This is a genomic window from Psychrobacter sp. CX90, from assembly GCF_057396305.2.
On sequence record NZ_CM182008.1, the window covers coordinates 489562 to 505997 of the forward strand.

The 16436-nt window shown below is 40.5% G+C and carries 12 protein-coding genes and 2 tRNA genes; 2 read left to right on the top strand and 12 right to left on the bottom strand.

Annotation, left to right across the window (positions count from 1 at the left end; genetic code table 11):
- Nucleotides 1–111: 111 nt before the first annotated feature.
- The 4 genes from AC2SLN_RS01960 to AC2SLN_RS01975 form a co-directional block, all read right to left on the bottom strand.
- Nucleotides 112–187: transfer RNA gene (locus tag AC2SLN_RS01960), tRNA-Lys, on the bottom strand.
- A gap of 357 nt (nucleotides 188–544) precedes the next feature.
- Nucleotides 545–620: transfer RNA gene (locus AC2SLN_RS01965), tRNA-Lys, on the bottom strand.
- A 372-nt stretch (nucleotides 621–992) separates the two neighbouring features.
- Nucleotides 993–3020 carry a MacB family efflux pump subunit gene (locus AC2SLN_RS01970; protein ID WP_486549673.1) on the bottom strand — a complete coding sequence of 676 codons (2028 nt, stop codon included), beginning with the start codon at nucleotides 3018–3020 and terminating at the stop codon, nucleotides 993–995.
- 271 nt (nucleotides 3021–3291) lie between these two features.
- Nucleotides 3292–4707, bottom strand: a complete 1416-nt coding sequence (locus AC2SLN_RS01975; RefSeq protein ID WP_486549523.1) for a permuted SH3 domain-containing protein — start codon at nucleotides 4705–4707, stop codon at nucleotides 3292–3294.
- A gap of 325 nt (nucleotides 4708–5032) precedes the next feature.
- Here AC2SLN_RS01975 and AC2SLN_RS01980 point away from each other — a divergent pair, with 325 nt between their 5' ends.
- Nucleotides 5033–5287: a hypothetical protein gene (locus AC2SLN_RS01980; protein ID WP_486530144.1), complete on the top strand. Its 255-nt coding sequence runs from the start codon at nucleotides 5033–5035 to the stop codon at nucleotides 5285–5287.
- Between the two features lie 90 nt (nucleotides 5288–5377).
- On the opposite strand, the gene holA is transcribed toward AC2SLN_RS01980, so the two are convergent.
- The 3 genes from holA to leuS are packed head-to-tail and all read right to left on the bottom strand — an operon-like array spanning nucleotide 5378 to nucleotide 9785.
- Nucleotides 5378–6433, bottom strand: a complete 1056-nt coding sequence (gene holA, locus AC2SLN_RS01985) for a DNA polymerase III subunit delta (protein WP_486549524.1) — start codon at nucleotides 6431–6433, stop codon at nucleotides 5378–5380.
- Between the two features lie 7 nt (nucleotides 6434–6440).
- Nucleotides 6441–7133 (bottom strand): LPS-assembly lipoprotein LptE, encoded by a 693-nt coding sequence (locus AC2SLN_RS01990; RefSeq protein WP_486549525.1) that lies wholly within the window; start codon nucleotides 7131–7133, stop codon nucleotides 6441–6443.
- Nucleotides 7134–9785 carry a leucine--tRNA ligase gene (gene leuS, locus AC2SLN_RS01995; protein WP_486549675.1) on the bottom strand — a complete coding sequence of 884 codons (2652 nt, stop codon included), beginning with the start codon at nucleotides 9783–9785 and terminating at the stop codon, nucleotides 7134–7136.
- A 322-nt stretch (nucleotides 9786–10107) separates the two neighbouring features.
- On the opposite strand from leuS, the gene AC2SLN_RS02000 reads away from it, so the two are divergent.
- Nucleotides 10108–10476 carry a Spx/MgsR family RNA polymerase-binding regulatory protein gene (locus tag AC2SLN_RS02000; protein WP_486549526.1) on the top strand — a complete coding sequence of 123 codons (369 nt, stop codon included), beginning with the start codon at nucleotides 10108–10110 and terminating at the stop codon, nucleotides 10474–10476.
- A gap of 65 nt (nucleotides 10477–10541) precedes the next feature.
- Here the strand turns inward: AC2SLN_RS02000 and AC2SLN_RS02005 are convergent, their stop codons facing one another.
- The 5 genes from AC2SLN_RS02005 to AC2SLN_RS02025 form a co-directional block, all read right to left on the bottom strand.
- The gene (locus tag AC2SLN_RS02005; RefSeq protein WP_486549527.1) at nucleotides 10542–10775 is read right to left on the bottom strand and encodes a hypothetical protein; all 234 of its coding nucleotides are present in this window, start codon (nucleotides 10773–10775) and stop codon (nucleotides 10542–10544) included.
- Nucleotides 10776–10828: 53 nt separating this feature from the next.
- Nucleotides 10829–11740 carry an acetylglutamate kinase gene (gene argB, locus AC2SLN_RS02010; protein ID WP_486530139.1) on the bottom strand — a complete coding sequence of 304 codons (912 nt, stop codon included), beginning with the start codon at nucleotides 11738–11740 and terminating at the stop codon, nucleotides 10829–10831.
- Between the two features lie 297 nt (nucleotides 11741–12037).
- A complete protein-coding gene (locus AC2SLN_RS02015; protein WP_486549528.1) occupies nucleotides 12038–13855 on the bottom strand; it encodes a phosphohexomutase domain-containing protein in 1818 nt (605 codons plus the stop codon).
- 465 nt (nucleotides 13856–14320) lie between these two features.
- Nucleotides 14321–14785: a dUTP diphosphatase gene (dut, locus tag AC2SLN_RS02020; RefSeq protein ID WP_486549529.1), complete on the bottom strand. Its 465-nt coding sequence runs from the start codon at nucleotides 14783–14785 to the stop codon at nucleotides 14321–14323.
- Between the two features lie 173 nt (nucleotides 14786–14958).
- Nucleotides 14959–16350: a magnesium transporter gene (locus AC2SLN_RS02025; RefSeq protein ID WP_486549530.1), complete on the bottom strand. Its 1392-nt coding sequence runs from the start codon at nucleotides 16348–16350 to the stop codon at nucleotides 14959–14961.
- Between the last annotated feature and the right edge of the window lie 86 nt (nucleotides 16351–16436).

Sequence of the window (16436 nt, forward strand, 5' to 3'; positions counted from 1 at the left end):
ATAGGATGCCTATACTGAATTAAAAATCGCCTTTATTTGAAACACACTTTTTTAAGTTAACTAAAGAAAAACCCCGATTAAGCGCATGGCTTAATCGGGGTTTAAGGTATATGGTGGGCCGACCGCGACTCGAACGCGGGACCAATTGATTAAAAGTCAACTGCTCTACCAACTGAGCTATCGGCCCTGAGACACGTATGAAAAAAGCATTGCTTTTCTAGCTTCGCAAGTTAAACTTCCTTAATTTGAAGTTTATGAAGGCGTTAAAACAATATATACAATGTTAACAGTACAAGAGAATTTTCTGTGAAGAAAGAATTCTAAATATTTAACTAAAATGGTTAAAGACATCAATGTCTTAAAAACATAAGGTTAAATCACAAATAAGCGATTTGATAACTGCTTAACGTGGAAGCACATTATACTTATCAACAATAAGATTGCAAGGGCTAAAGTAAATTAAGCCAAAATTCTTTTATCATTCATGCTTTAACTAAAGAAAAACCCCGATTAAGCGTATGGCTTAATCGGGGTTTAAGGTATATGGTGGGCCGACCGCGACTCGAACGCGGGACCAATTGATTAAAAGTCAACTGCTCTACCAACTGAGCTATCGGCCCTGAGCGACATTAAAAATTAAGAGAGAATCCTTTGAACAGAATTGCCTTAAACTTAATACCTCAAAGGTGTCTAAAAAAGCATTGCTTTTTTAGCTTCGCTAGTGAAATTTCCTAAAAGAAAACTTCAAAGGGATGTAACAAAATAAGGGTATTGATAAACCATACGGTTATATCAGGTTACCGATACTGTGTATCCGCTTAACGTGAGAGCACATTATACGCCTCAAAAATGAGAATGCAAGTCTAAATATTAAATTTATCCATATTTTTATAGTACATCCTTTATAACTCAATACTATTAATCATATCTCTAAACTTTTAAGCATCTTTATAAACGTTCAAGTATCTTGCTAAACAATACTGAGCTGTCAGTTAATCACGAGAAAGGGCTTCGACAGGATTAAGCTTGGCTGCATTACGAGCAGGTAGAAAACCAAAAACAATCCCTATTAGTGTGGAGCAAACAAAAGCAGCAATAATAGAGGTAGGAGAATATATAACCTTAAAGTTATCAGAACCAATACTATTAATGCCTTCACCAATCATAAAGGCCATGAGTACCCCTAGGCTACCGCCAAACACGCAGACTAATACAGCTTCAATTAAAAATTGCTGCATGATGTCACTTTGGCGTGCACCTACCGCCATACGAACGCCAATCTCATTGGTACGTTCTGAGACCGATACTAGCATGATATTCATTACCCCGATCCCCCCTACCACCAAAGATATAATAGCGATAGAAGATATAAGTAGGGTCAGGGCTGTAGTGGTAGATTCAATAGTTTCGCGAATTGAGTCTAAATTTTGGATACGAAAGTCATCGGTACCGTGGCGGCTAATCATTAGCTCGGATATGGCGGTTTCTGCAGCACTTGAGGAAATATTATCATTTATGAGTGCAACAAAACGCTCAATATGGGAGCCACCCTGAATACGTGACATCATCGTGGTATAAGGCATATATAGGATAGGAGTGTCGCTTGCTTGACCAAAGTCATTTTCATTTCGTTCAAGAACGCCAATCACTCGGCTAGGTACGCTGCCAATCAGCATAACTTCGCCAATAGGATCATCATTGTTAGCAAAAAAAGTATCTTTAGCATCGCTGTTTATGATGATGTCTTGTACTCGGCGGTCAATACTCTGCTGATCAAAACCTTGGCCAAATGCTAAGGTTTCGCCGGTGACTTGTAAGTAGTCTTTACCCACGCCGCTAATAGTGGAGGCTTCTTCAATATTGCGATAACGCACATTGGCGTTGGTATCAAGTTGTGGACTAACACTAACGATGTAAGGTTGATCAGCCACTGCCTGTGCATCTTCTGGTGTTAAGTTATCATCGTTATAACTGCGTCTAGGATCACCATAAGGATAGCCATCTATTACTGTGATGGTGTTGGTGCCAAGGGCACTAATACTCGCTAAAATCTGCTGCTGAGAGCCTTGCCCTAAGCCTACGATAGATACGACAGAAGCAATACCAATAATAATACCCAACATGGTCAAAAGAGTACGCATTTTATGGGCACGCATCGCCAAAAGTGACATTTTAAAGGCTTCGGCTAGACGGTCAAAAAAAGAGCCAATAGCGCTTTTTTTTGAAAAGTTACTGTTTTTTACTACGGTATTATTCTTGGAAAACAGTGTCTTTTCAGTGTGTTGATTGGTCAAGCTAGTATCTTGATCCGTAGTGATGGTTTTGGAGGGTGTGGGTGCGCTATCGTGCTCGTTATGATAATCCGCTATGATACGACCATCTTTTAGCTCAATGACTCGCTCAGCTTGATCGGCGATAGAAGGGTCATGCGTTACCATAATAATGGTATGACCTTGACTATTTAAGTCTTTTAGAATGTTCAGTACATCTTCGCCCGACTTGCTGTCAAGTGCACCAGTAGGTTCATCGGCTAAAATAATATCTCCGCCGTTCATCAGTGCACGTGCCACAGAAACACGTTGTTGTTGTCCACCCGATAACTGATTAGGACGGTTATATAGCTTGTCGCCAAGCCCTAAGTCAGTCAATAGCTGGTCGGCACGTGTCATTCGAGCATCACTATTCATACCAGCGTATACAGCAGGGACAGCGACATTATCGCGCGCACTAATATCTCCCAGTAAATGGTAGCGCTGAAAAATAAAGCCAAAGTGTTCTCGGCGCAGCTTAGCCAGCTCATCGGCCTCAAGCTCTTCAACAGACTTGCCAAAGATAAGATACTCGCCTTCATTGGCTTTATCCAGACAACCTATGATATTCATTAGAGTAGATTTTCCAGAGCCTGATTGACCGATAATAGCAACCATTTCGCCCTGATATATAGTCAAATCGATGCCATGTAAAACACGAATGGTTTGCTCGCCTGCTGGGAACTCTCGGACGATATTAGACAGCTGCATAATAGGAGCAGCAACATGTCCAGTCTTTGAACTCTGTACCTTTGATACTGTCACACCTGTGCTTTTATTATTACCGTCATCGCAGGTATAAAGGCTATCAAGGCTATCTTCTTTTCGTACATATGGCGGCTTAGAGGATGTCATAGAAAATTCTTCAGTTCAGGATGTCATAACCTAGTTTGATTTTTAGCACTAATATTGTTAGAAGTAATATAATGATAGTTGGCAGTTTGATGTGAGCCGATGTGTATTCGGTCTGTGCCTTTAATCGTTACATTCGAGGTCGGCCTTTGCGTTGTTCACTATCCGGGTTACTACTACTTTCAGCAATAATGACCGCCTCACCTCGTTGTAAACCACTTAAAATCTGAGCATTGACGCGATTATCGATACCTACTTTTACCGGTCTTTCCTCTACGCTACCATCCTTGTTTAATACACGTACATAATACCCCATCCCCGTACTGGATTTGACTGGTATGCTTGTATTAGCACTGTTGTTGGCGACTCGTGCTGGGGCAGTTTGATTTATATGTCCTGAAGCCGAATTATTTGTGTTATTAGAAGGCACACCCTTTTTAATTGCGGCAGAAGGGACCAATAACGTATTTTTGGCGCTATCGATGACAATGTATACTTGAGCCGTCATATCAATACGAAAGCGACGCTCTGGATTAGGTACTTCGATATAACCAACGTAGTAAATAGCTGAGTTTGTTGAGCTCGTGTCACTTATTTGCTCAGGTGCTGGCTCAATGGCAGTCAATACGGCATCGTACTTTTTATCAGGGTTACCAATAGTATTAAAATATACTGGCATACCAGCTTTGACATTTATGACATCTGCCTCAGAGATTTGCGCATTGATTCGAACTGTGGATAAGTCAGCAAGTGTAACAATAGTCGGGGCAGACTGATTGGCGTTAACGGTGCTCCCTTGTTCGGTTACGACAGCGACTACAGTGCCATCCATAGGTGCACGTATGGTGGTATAGCCTAAATCTGTCGTAGCGGTATCCAAATTGGTTTGCGCTTTTTGCAGATCAGCTTGGTTACTGGCAATGTTTGATTGTGCAGTAATAAGAGCGGCTTTAGATGTTTTTATGGCTGCTTGTGCATTAGCAACTTGTGCTTTCGCTGTTTCAACGCTAGTTTGGGCATTATCTAGCTCTTGTTCACTAATCGCCTTAATAGCTAGGAGAGGCTGTAACCTTTGATAATCTGATCGGGCTTGTTTTAGCTCTGCTTCACGACTGGCAAGACTAGCGTAGGCACTTTCTAAATCGGCTTGACGACTCAGATATTCAGCTTTTGCACTCTGTAACCCTGCGCGGCTCTGCTCTAGTGATGCTTGCTGGTTAGAGAGGGTATTTCGCTGTGTTACTTGGTCAATTTGAGCGATTAGGTCGCCTTTTTTGACTTTATCACCCACATTCACATAAAGCTTGGTTACCTCGCCCGATACTTGAGCACCGACATCGACTGTATTAAGCGCTTTTACTTTGCCTGATGCCATAACATTATTTTCAATATCGCCTTTTTCAGCAACGGCAGTAATATAACTTGGTGTGTCTTCTTTGGGCTTAAAACGATTATAAGCCAGCAGTGCCAGAGCAAGAACAACGAGCCCAACAATGAGCCACTTTAAAATAGTTTTGCAATTTTTAAAAATAGAAGTAAACGCCATGCTACAACCTAGTATTAGATTTTAAATATAAACATGATACCTTATTGACTAAAAAACACTATGGTTTAAAGTTTAAGAAAAGTTACTACAGGAACAAAAGAAGATGGATGCGGATGTATAGAGTTGATTTAATATCCTCTAACTATATTCAAAAATGATTATCTTTATCTACATTTATCAGTTGCTCATATTGCAATACATTAAAGTGGTTACTGTATTTTAACATTGAGAATAGTGTAAAATAATTTTATATCATCTGCTTAGAAAAGTGATAAAGTTCTAATTGAAGAATGACAAAAACCACCAACAATGAGTTGAGTTGACTATGGAACACCAAGACGCTAAACAATTAAAATTAACAGATGACAAAAGACATCAGGCAGTTCATGAGTATTTATTTGAGTTGGTCCGATCCGAACCACAGCTATACTATGCTTCAACGGATGAGGTTGCCCATCGATTAGTTGACATTATTAGAGAGCGTGCCGATGACATGAGTATCGAAGAGCAAAAGCTTCTAAAGAGTCTAACCGTTACCGATATTGATGAGATATTAAGCTTCCATTCACGTAAAAAGTAGCGGGAATATAATTGCGGTAGTAGATATCGATCGAAATACGTTTTTTAAGTAAAATTTGCAAGATGTCTTGAAGCAAAAAACTGGGAAAAGTTATGCAAATAACTTTACTCCAGTAACTCGTAGGGCTGCTTGTAAGATAAGCTCCCAAGCAGGCTGACGAATAACCCCTTTAACGGCTTTATCACATTGGTACAAAATATCTGACCAATCTGCAGTAGAGTGGGGAGAGTGCCTACGACAGGCGTTTTGAAATAGCGATTGTTTATTGCGCCATATACCAATACTCTGAGGATCTTGACCATCCATAAGCTGCATTATTAAGCGCATATCTTTATTAATGGCCCATAGCACCAAAGGCGTTGGTTCGTCGGTTGCACGTAACTGCTCTACTATTCTAATAACCTGTGCTGTATTACCAGCGAGCATCGCATCTGATAAATCAAAAACACTGTATTGGGCATCGCTAACCAGCGCATTCTGCAATGCTTCAACGTCTACATTCACGAGATTTGTAGGCATGTCAGGGGTAATTTGACTTATTTTGTCGGCAAATAAATAGGATAAGCGCCACAACGCTTGGTAGGCACTTAATAAATGATTCTCAGTTTGTAGCATTAGAAACTGCCAAGCATCGGAGGTTAAGTTCAATCCGAATCTATTGGCGTGAATTGACAACAGATGCTGCCGCTGATTTTCATTGTAAAGATTACAGTCAATAACGTTACCCAATTTGGCAAATGGCACAAACCATTTGCTGGATTGGCCACGCTTGTCTATTTTTGCAGTCAGCCACAATAGGCAGTTGTCGTTATTGCCACCCTGAGACTCTAAAGCAAAGGCCTCAAGCTCATCCTGTGTATATTTGTCTGGCTTATGGTTACCAGTCACGACAACTGCTGTGGCATCATCAAATAAAGATAAGCTGTTAAGCTCACTGAGTACATCTTGCCATGATTTAGGTGATAACAGATCAACACGTTTAGTCATTAAGCTTTGTGTTCGCCATGTGCTACGCATGGCATCTATTAACCACTGATGTAGCAAAGGCTCATCACCATGCGCTAACCACAAACCTGAAAGGTTATAACGTTCGCTGGTCTGAGCATTAGCGATTTTTGGATAAATATTAAGAAAGGTATCTTGCATAACTTAATCAGTTCATCTGTGTGGATGATGGCGTTGAATTGGTTTTTTTAACAGACTCAGCAGTCGGTGCCGTGGATATAGTGTGAGGTGCAACTCTAGGCAAGTTTAGTGCTACGTATTGGTCTGCAATGCGTTTTGCCAGACTGTCATAGAGCCAGTCACGAATTTGCTCCCCCTGTTGATCTTCTACACTCACGGTTGCCTCGTTAAACTGATAACTGCGCTCTACCTGAATAGGGTTTTTAACCGTTATTGGCTTACCAATTTGACCTTCAATATTACTTAGGGTTTGGTAAGTTACATCGGCCGATAATACTAGACGCACTTCGGTTAACACCCCCACGAGCTCATATTTTTTAAAGCGAATATTATCGACAGTAATGGCTGCGGTATACTGTTGGTTTGAATCATTAATTTGACGACCAATATCATCTACAACATTAACACCAACCGCATTGAGGCTCTGCTTAAGCGGCTGTTTTAAATAAAAACTGCTACTGTCATCTGGTAGGTGTAATGCGGTACTACTTACCACGTAGCTCATAGGCGTTTCGAGACCACGCAAGTGAAAGCCGCAACCTGTTAGCAATGTTGGGGCAAATATTAAGGCTGATAGGCAACTGGCTTTAAAGAAGGAACACAACTTGCTATCTCTTGCTTTTAACGCTTTAGTGTCGACTACTGCCTTTAAGATTTTCATTTATCCGACCACCACAATGTTCACTAATTTATTAGGTACGACAATTTCTTTCTTAATCTCGCCCGTTAGATACTTAGAAACGCTATCAATGGCTTTAGCTTGGGCTTTTAGTGATTCTGCATCACTGTCTGGCGCAACTTCCATCTTGCCTCGTACTTTTCCATTGACTTGCACTACCATGGTAATAGTATCTTGTACTAAGGCAGATTCATCAAGCGAAGGATATACAAGTTTAGTGGTATCAACGCCTAACTTTTCAAGTAAATGTTCAGCAATATGTGGGGCGTAGGCAGACAACATAGTTAGCAAGGCAACAATGGCTTCGTGTTGCACGGCAAGCGTTGTTTCTACCGCTTGGCTTGTGTCAGCTTTATAAGCACTTAACTCATTGGCAAGTTCCATTAAGCTAGATACGGGTGTATTTAAAGACAAACGCTGACCTAGGTCATTATCAATTTTAGCAATAGTTTCATGTGTCTTGCGTCGCAGAGCTTTTGACGCTTTATCAAAACTATTATGTAAACTTGAAACAGCGGGTAGGTCTTCGCCAGACAGGTTGTTATTATCTAATACTTGTAAATGGTCGGTTACGCTACGCCATACTTTTTTCAAAAAGTTGTATGGTCCTTTTAATGAATCATCTGACCACTCAAGGGTTTGATCTGCAGGTGCCGCAAATAGTGTGTAGAGGCGAACAGTATCGGCACCGTATTCATCAATAGTGGTTTGTGGATCAACCCCATTGTTCTTAGATTTTGACATTTTCTCAATCTTACCAATAGTGACAGGCAACCCATCTGCTTTCAAAGTAGCATTAATTGGCTGACCACGATCATCATAATTGATGTCAACATCCTCTGCAAAATAGTAGGTCTTACTGCCATCTTCATTGTCACGATAAAGAGTACCCGCCAGTACCATACCTTGGGTCAGTAGATTCTTAAAGGGCTCATCGCCAGACACTAAGCCTTCATCTCGCATTAATTTGTGATAAAAACGGGCATATAATAAGTGCATAACTGCATGCTCAACACCGCCTACGTACTGGTCTACAGGTAACCAAGTATCTGCTGCCGACTTATCGACCATTTGAGTGTCATCATTTGGGCTGGCAAAACGAGCATAATACCAACTAGATTCCATAAACGTATCAAAGGTATCGGTTTCACGCTCAGCCGGACCCCCACATTTTGGACAGGTAGTATTAACAAACTCGGGTATGTTTTTTAGAGGATTACCACGGCCATCGGGAACGACATCAGTCGGTAACTTAATTGGCAGATCAGACTCATCAACGGGCACGTTACCACAATATTCACAATTAACCATTGGGATTGGGCAGCCCCAATAACGTTGACGTGATACACCCCAATCTCTTAAGCGATATTGGATTTTGCGATTGGCTAGGTCCTGCGGTTCAAGCCTTGCAAGCATGGCCTCAAATGACCCCTCAAAATCAAGACCATCAAATTCCCCTGAGTTAACTAAAATGCCACGCTCCGTATAAGGTCCTTCATGGTCTTCGGGAGTTTTAATAACCCTCTTAATTGGTAGGTTGTATTTGGTGGCAAATTCATAATCACGTTCATCGTGTGCTGGCACAGCCATGACCGCCCCTGAACCATAGCTCATAAGCACATAGTTTGCCACCCAGACAGGCACTTCTTTGCCAGTTAGTGGGTGAGTGACTGTCAGTCCTGTATCCATACCAACTTTTTCAGCTTGTGCTATGTCTGCTTCAGCAACCGAGCCTTTTTTACATTCTTCGCAGAATGCCGCAATTTCTGGATTCTGTTCAGCAGCCAGCTTGGCTAAACGGTGTTCTGCAGCAACTGCCACATAAGTGACACCCATTAACGTATCTGGACGGGTGGTAAACACGTCTAAGGTACTGATATCGTCACGGTTTTTATAAGGAAAGTGCACTTCCATCCCTTGACTACGGCCAATCCAATTGCGTTGCATTGTAATGACATCGCTTGGCCATTGTCCTTCGAGCTTATCTAAATCATCAAGCAGCTCATCAGCATAGTCAGTAATCTTAAAGTAATACATGGGTATATCGCGTTTTTCAACTGGTGCACCACTTCGCCAGCCTTTTCCATCAATAACTTGCTCGTTTGCGAGCACCGTGTTATCCACTGGATCCCAGTTAACAGTAGCCAGTTTTTTATAGACTAAGCCTTTTTTATAAAGCTGCAAGAAAAACCACTGCTCCCAGCGGTAATATTCAGGTGTACAGGTAGCAAATTCACGTGACCAATCGATAGATAAGCCGAGTGTTTTAAGCTGACCACGCATGTTATCAATGTTAGCAAACGTCCATTTAGCAGGGGCGACTTGGTTGGCAATGGCAGCATTTTCGGCAGGCATCCCAAAGGCGTCCCAGCCCATTGGCTGTAATACAGTATCGCCTTTTAAACGGTAATAACGGCTTAACACATCGCTAATGGTGTAATTTCTAACGTGTCCCATGTGTAGCTTGCCGCTTGGATATGGGAACATGGACAGCATATAACGGGTGTTAGTATGTTTGATGTTATTATTGATTTCAAAACGCTTGTCAGCTGCCCATTTCGCTTGTTGTTCTGCCTCAATAGCTTGAGGGTAGTAATGGTTCGGATTGGCATTGGTATTACTGTTTGGGTTCATACTGCTTGGATTCATATGGTTTAATTGGTCTTCTGTCACTGTATTACGCGTGTTAGTCATAATGAAATTGGCTCAAAGTTATAAATTATAGTGTGAAAGAGGAATTGACGATTTTATTAATACTATTTTAGTTAAAAATAATAGGCAGAATTTGATACGATAGGATAGCGCAAATTGACTAAAATTGCGATGTTATGAGCCAATTATAATGAGAGATTGGTTTGTATCTTTATTACTTTTTTGGTGGATATGGCGGATTCAATTTTTTTAAAACATGTCAGTAATATCATTATGTTATGAGTTTTAATATAAAGGAGCGGTAATGAGCATCACAATTTATGGTATTAAATCCTGTAGCACCATGAAAAAAGCAGTCACTAAACTAGATGAGATAGGCGTGCCTTACCAATTTCACGATTATAAAAAGCAGGGAATTGATATCGAAAGCGTTGAGCGTTGGGTAAATAAGTTAGGAGTGGATAAAGTACTTAATAAACGTGGTACGACATGGCGGAAGCTTTCTGAGAAACAAAAACAAGCAGCTGATACCAATGTGGATGATGCCATTGACTTATTGGTTGATAATACAAGTATGATTAAACGACCAATTGTTGAAGGAGACTATAAAGGTAAATCTATTTTGCTTTGTGGGTTTAAAGAAGAGGATTTTGAGTCAACATTTGCCTCTTAGACATGTCCAAAACGGAGTAATTATTTAGAAAGTAATTATTTAGAAAGTAATTGAGAAGCCCTGGGTTAAAATGCTCTTAGCTCAGGTCTAAAAACGCTAACAATAAACCAAACTGAACTGACTATCCAAAGAATTAAAACATACAACCTGATTTGTTCGCTATTCCAATCTAACGTAAACCAATCAATTAAAAAAAATGCCTTCCATCCTTCCACCCACTTCGCACCACCAAAGCCGATTATCCACCAACTAAATAGGCTATGTAGTATAAATATCAGTGACCAAACAGAGAGAGACATTCCTCAACCCTTCTTATAAACTTACCGCCTTTAACTATTAACTATAGTAAAGCCTATACGAGCTCTGAATTTAGGTCACGGCTAATTAATGTCCCCACACCTTCATTGGTAAAGACTTCAAGTAAGGTAGCGTTTGGAACTCGGCCATCCACAATAACCGCACTTTTGACCCCACTTCGTACCGCATCTAACGCGCATTGAATTTTGGGTATCATCCCACCAGATATAGTACCATCTTCGATTAGCGCATCTACTTTTTTAGGGGTTAGACCTGTAACCACTTGTCCGCTTTTATCCAATACACCCTTGATATTAGTCAACAGCATAAGCTTTTCAGCCTGCAAAAACTCAGCTACTTTGCCAGCCACTAAGTCGGCATTGATATTGTAACTATTGCCGTCATTATCTACACCGATTGGTGCAATAACGGGAATAAAGTTTGAAGCAATCAACATTTGAATGACATCTTTATTAACGCTAACCACTTCACCCACAAAACCTAAGTCAACTTCAGTAGAGAGACCCTCACTGTCAGTTTTATTCATCAATAGCTTTCTTGCTCGAATAAGATTCGCATCTTTGCCGGTAAGTCCAATCGCACGGCCTCCGTGTTTATTAATAAGGCTGACAATAGACTTATTAACACTACCACCTAGGACCATTTCAACGACATCCATAGTAGGTTTGTCCGTTACTCTCATACCATCAATACGATTTGATTGACGACCCAATTCTTTTAATAGGTTATCCACTTGAGGTCCGCCACCATGGACTACGACAGGGTGCAGGCCTACCGTTTTTAACAGCACAATGTCACGCGCAAAAGAGCTTTCGAGTTCGGGGTCAGTCATAGCGTTTCCGCCATATTTAACGACAATGATTTTATCTTCAAAGCGTTGAATATACGGTAAGGCAGTGGTAAGAACTTGGGCAGTGGTTTTTGCTTCGGCAAGGTTTAATGACATATTAGACTCTGTTTATTATCTTGAAGAATTGTCGGTTTATTATATGAGATATAAGTTAGGAGCTATAGAGTTTATGAGTTACAGACTGTATTAAACAAGACCTTTTCAATCAAAATCTTTCAGTAAAAGGTATGCTGTTAATAGACTTTAATATTTAGGGGCTTATATTCAAAGGCTATGAGGTTTAACAGCGCCTATGTGTAAAGGTTGTGATTGTTTATCAGTCAACTTTGTAGTTAAGTAAGTCTGACTATCACTGGTTATGATTTGGGGGTATTTTAAAGTAATAAAACTATTTTACGCTGTTGCGGGAATGTTGGCTATATGATTGGCTAAATTACTGTCTAATGATTCACATAACATAACAAAATAGTGTTGGATGTCTTTTAAATCAGATAAGGAGTTACCAGCAAAACGAACCGTCAAGCAGTTGCTGGTATTTGATTTACGTATCACGCCAAAGCCGTTTGGGAAATCCAAGCGAATGCCATCAATCGTTGTTAAGAGGGTGTTTTTGGGCAGTCCAAATTTGCTAGCTTTATTAATTAAAGCTGTTTGACAGTGCTCAGTAAAACTATGATGAGATTGATTGGGTAAACAATTCTTTTCTAGTGTTTGACACAAGTTTGAAAGTCTAGATAAAAGGACATTGTCATCAGATGAATTAACACGATTTTTGACTCTATAAAAGGTTAGTGGCAAATACACATCGGAGGTACTTACCATATTTGGTAGTTGTTCAATGATGCAGGATAAGCAGTTTGGTAACTGTTGAGCTTCAGGTTGAGTTTGTGAATACAGCTTCGTATCATGTGCCTCATGCAAAGACTGAGCTATGAATTGCTGATGTGATTGGTGTTTAGGCTTACAGTTTAACCAGTTTATTAAACGCAATGCGGCATACATGGCATCATCATGCAAAGTAAAATAACCATCATTAAATAAAAAATGACCAGATAGCTCGCCTGCAAATAAGGCTTGATTATCAGTGGTTTTATCTGCCGTTTGCAGTGCTCTACGCATTAGGCTGCTGCCTGTTTTAGTCATTTGGGGCGTTGCCCCTATTTTCTCAATGAGCTTGGGCAAGTGGTGTGAACACTTAACATCAAAAATGACTGTTTGGTGATGAGGATTATTAGACCTCTCCACACCGTCAAGGGCAACTAGAGCTAATAAGTATAAAAGATGATCTGGCGCAATTACTTTGCCTTGATTGTCCACGACCATTAAGCGGTCTCCATCCCCATCAAACGCTAAGCCAATATCGGCTTGATGAGTTAAAACTGCCAAACTCAATTCGTTGAGGCGTCCAGATTCTGTTGGATCAGGATTTCCTTTAGGGAAATTACCATCTGGGTTGTCATTAAGCACAATGACCTCTGAGCATAAGCTTGGATGCTTGGTAAAAAAAGCATGAGCATAAGGTCCAGTCGCTCCGTTTAAACAGTCGATGACAATTTTAAGCGGGTCAGAAGGGGTTATATTTGAATCTGATTGGATATGGACTTGTTCAATGGCACGTACGGTCATGTTGATATAGTCATCAGTGACTTTTGACTTTGTTAGAACCGTTAAGTATGGCAAGTTATACTCAAAGGCCTCAAAATCAGTCGCTTTATCAGCAGGGGCATTCTTATTTATGGTTGCAGTTTGCAAATCTGATAATTGAGTATACAGCTGCTCGATATATGAGCTGCTCGGTGATTCGCCAAAGAGTAGCCATTTTAATCCATTAATATGTCTCGCTGAATGACTTGCCGTTGCAATAAAACCATGCCCTTCATACTGATTTGCCCAAAACGCCATCATAGGAGTGGTAACCAATCCAATCCAGACCACATTTATCCCAGATTGGCTAAAGGTATGTGCAAATTTTTGTGCAATTGCTAGACTACCTTGGCGTGTATCATATCCGATAACAACAGTGGGTCTCTTGGTATTTGAGCTTTCAGTAGTAAGGTGCTGAGTGTTTATTTGCTTAGTTTTTAGAAGTAAGTCATTCGCAAACACGCGGCTTAAATCCCAGACAAACGCATCGGTAAACAAGGTATATTTACCGCGAATATCATAGGCTTTAAATAAAGCACGTTGAGCCGAATAGGAATGCGATGACAAAATGTTCTCCCACACTACATAATATGTAACGAATAGTTTCAATCATAGCTTTAAAGTGTTACTTAATAAAGTATAAAGCGTTAAGATTGGTTAACCTGTTTGATATACAGGACAGGAGGTAATTAATGCTGATTTACTATAGTCAGCGAACTACTAAACGGTTACGGCGTTAACCTCGTTAAGCCTACTCCAGTAGTACTTGCACTCGGTTGCCTTGTAACCATTTTAGACTTCTTTAACTATAACAAAAAAACGACCTATTTATTAAATGGGTCGTTTTGAAGGGGGTAAGTGTTTGAAGTTACAAGACAATTTCTTTAGTGCTGTTTTGAATGAAGTATGCTGTCCAATACATTGCGCAAAAAAAGCATTGTCGAAACCGTTAAGTTTACTTACTCTTAATAGTTACACGTGCTTTTAGTAATTACATGTGTTTTCAAGTTGGTTTTGCAAAATACTCGATGGCTATTTTCTACCAGAATGTCCAAAGCCACCTGCACCGCGCGCACTTAGTTCATTAAAATTATCAACAATCTCAAACTTAGGGCGTACGACTGGCACTACCATATATTGTGCCATGCGCTCTGCTGGTTTTAGTATAAAATCCCTGTCACTTCGATTCCAGACGCTAACCATTAACTCGCCTTGATAATCGGCATCAATAAGCCCCACCAAGTTACCCAGTACAATACCATGTTTATGACCAAGCCCAGAGCGTGGCAGGATAATACCTGCATAATTAGGATCGGCAATGTAGATCGCCATACCCGTGCCAATTAGTTGTGTTTCGCCTGCTTTAATAGTGATAGCCTCATCAATACAAGCACGCAAGTCAATCGCAGCTGAGCCATCTGTTGCTCGAGTCGGCATGGGAAAATCGGGGTCGTTGCCAATTTTGGAGTTTAAGATTTTAACTTGTACGGAGTTCATATGTTTTCTCTCATCTGATAAAAAATATTTTGATTAAGGCTTTAATCTGGATATGGATCAGCGAAATTTTAAAAATCGTTACTTAAATAAAACTGACAGGTTTATTTTCTTAAAATAGACGTCATACTTTAAAATCGGTAATCGGTAATCGGTAATCGGTAATCGGTAATAAGCTATAATATTAGAATGCTGGCAAGTCCTAAGAATGACATAAAGCCGACAATATCGGTTACTGTGGTCAAAATGACCGATGCTGAAAGGGCAGGGTCAATATCCATACGCTTCAATAGTAAAGGAATACTAATACCAGCAACATTTGCCGCAGTCATATTGATGGCGATCGCACAACCGATGACTAAGCTAATTCGGGCATCCTGAAACCAAAGCTGAGCAATACCTGCCATAATGAGCGCCCAAATAATCCCATTAATTGCTCCAACCCAAAGCTCTTTATTCATTAACCAAACTCGGTTCGATCCCCCGATTTGACCCATTGCTAAACCGCGAATGACTACTGTCAGAGTCTGGCTGCCAGAGATACCCCCCATACTAGCCACCACCGGCATTAAGACAGCCAATGCAACCACTTGTGCCAATACTGCTTCAAACTGACCGATGACAGCCGCTGCTAATAAAGCCGTTAATAAATTTATACCAAGCCACACACTTCGGCTTTTCGCACTACGTAAAATAGGGGCAAAAAGTTCTTCATCATCACTCACACCGGCTAAGTGTTTCATGGTGCTGTCAACATCATCACGAATAATTTCCATAATGTCTTCAGCATTAAGCTGACCTACCAGTTCACCGAAGCTATTCACAACAGGTGCGTAACGAATATCTGATGAACGAAAGACGGCGGCCGCATCTTGAATATCCATGCGATCATTAATAGTAATCGCAGGATCAATCCACTGCTCAACCATAGAGTGTTGCGGGTATTTAATTAAATCAACTAAGCTTAGTAGTCCGAGCAACTGATTGCTTGTGTCTACTACGATCAGCTCTTGAGTTTGATCATCTAATAAATCTTCATCTTCGCGCAAGAATTTTTGGACTTGTTCTAACGTAATATTGCCTTTAATTTGGATGGTGTCTGGATCCATATAGTCACCAACTTCATACTCTTCATAAGTATTTAATTGGTTGACTTGCAGACGAATATCATCATCAAGGTTCGACATTACCTCTGTGCGAACTTTGTCATCAACGGTATCTAAAATCTCAGCAATATCTTGCGCATCAAGATCTTCAGCGAGGATTTCAATTTCACCGGCTAACATATTTTCCATCAGTGACGGCCGAATATCACCTTCAACCTCGGCAAGAACCTCACCTTTTATTTCAACAGGAACTTGTGACCAAATTAGCTTGCGGTCGTCACCAGGGAATGATTCGAGTAGGTTGGCAATCTCATATTCTGATTGCTCATTTAAAAATTCTGCTATGGATAATAAGTCATGATCGGCTACTAAACTTTGCAGATAAATGAGTTTGTCTTCAGCGCGGTCATAACCTTCGGGGGGAATATCTTGCTTGAATGTTTGCTCAGAATTGCTTGACATACGCGCCCCTAATGAGTTGATAGAAAAAATGAGTTAAAAATAAAAATGACAGGAGTGACTCCTGCCATTTTGAGGTTATTTTACAA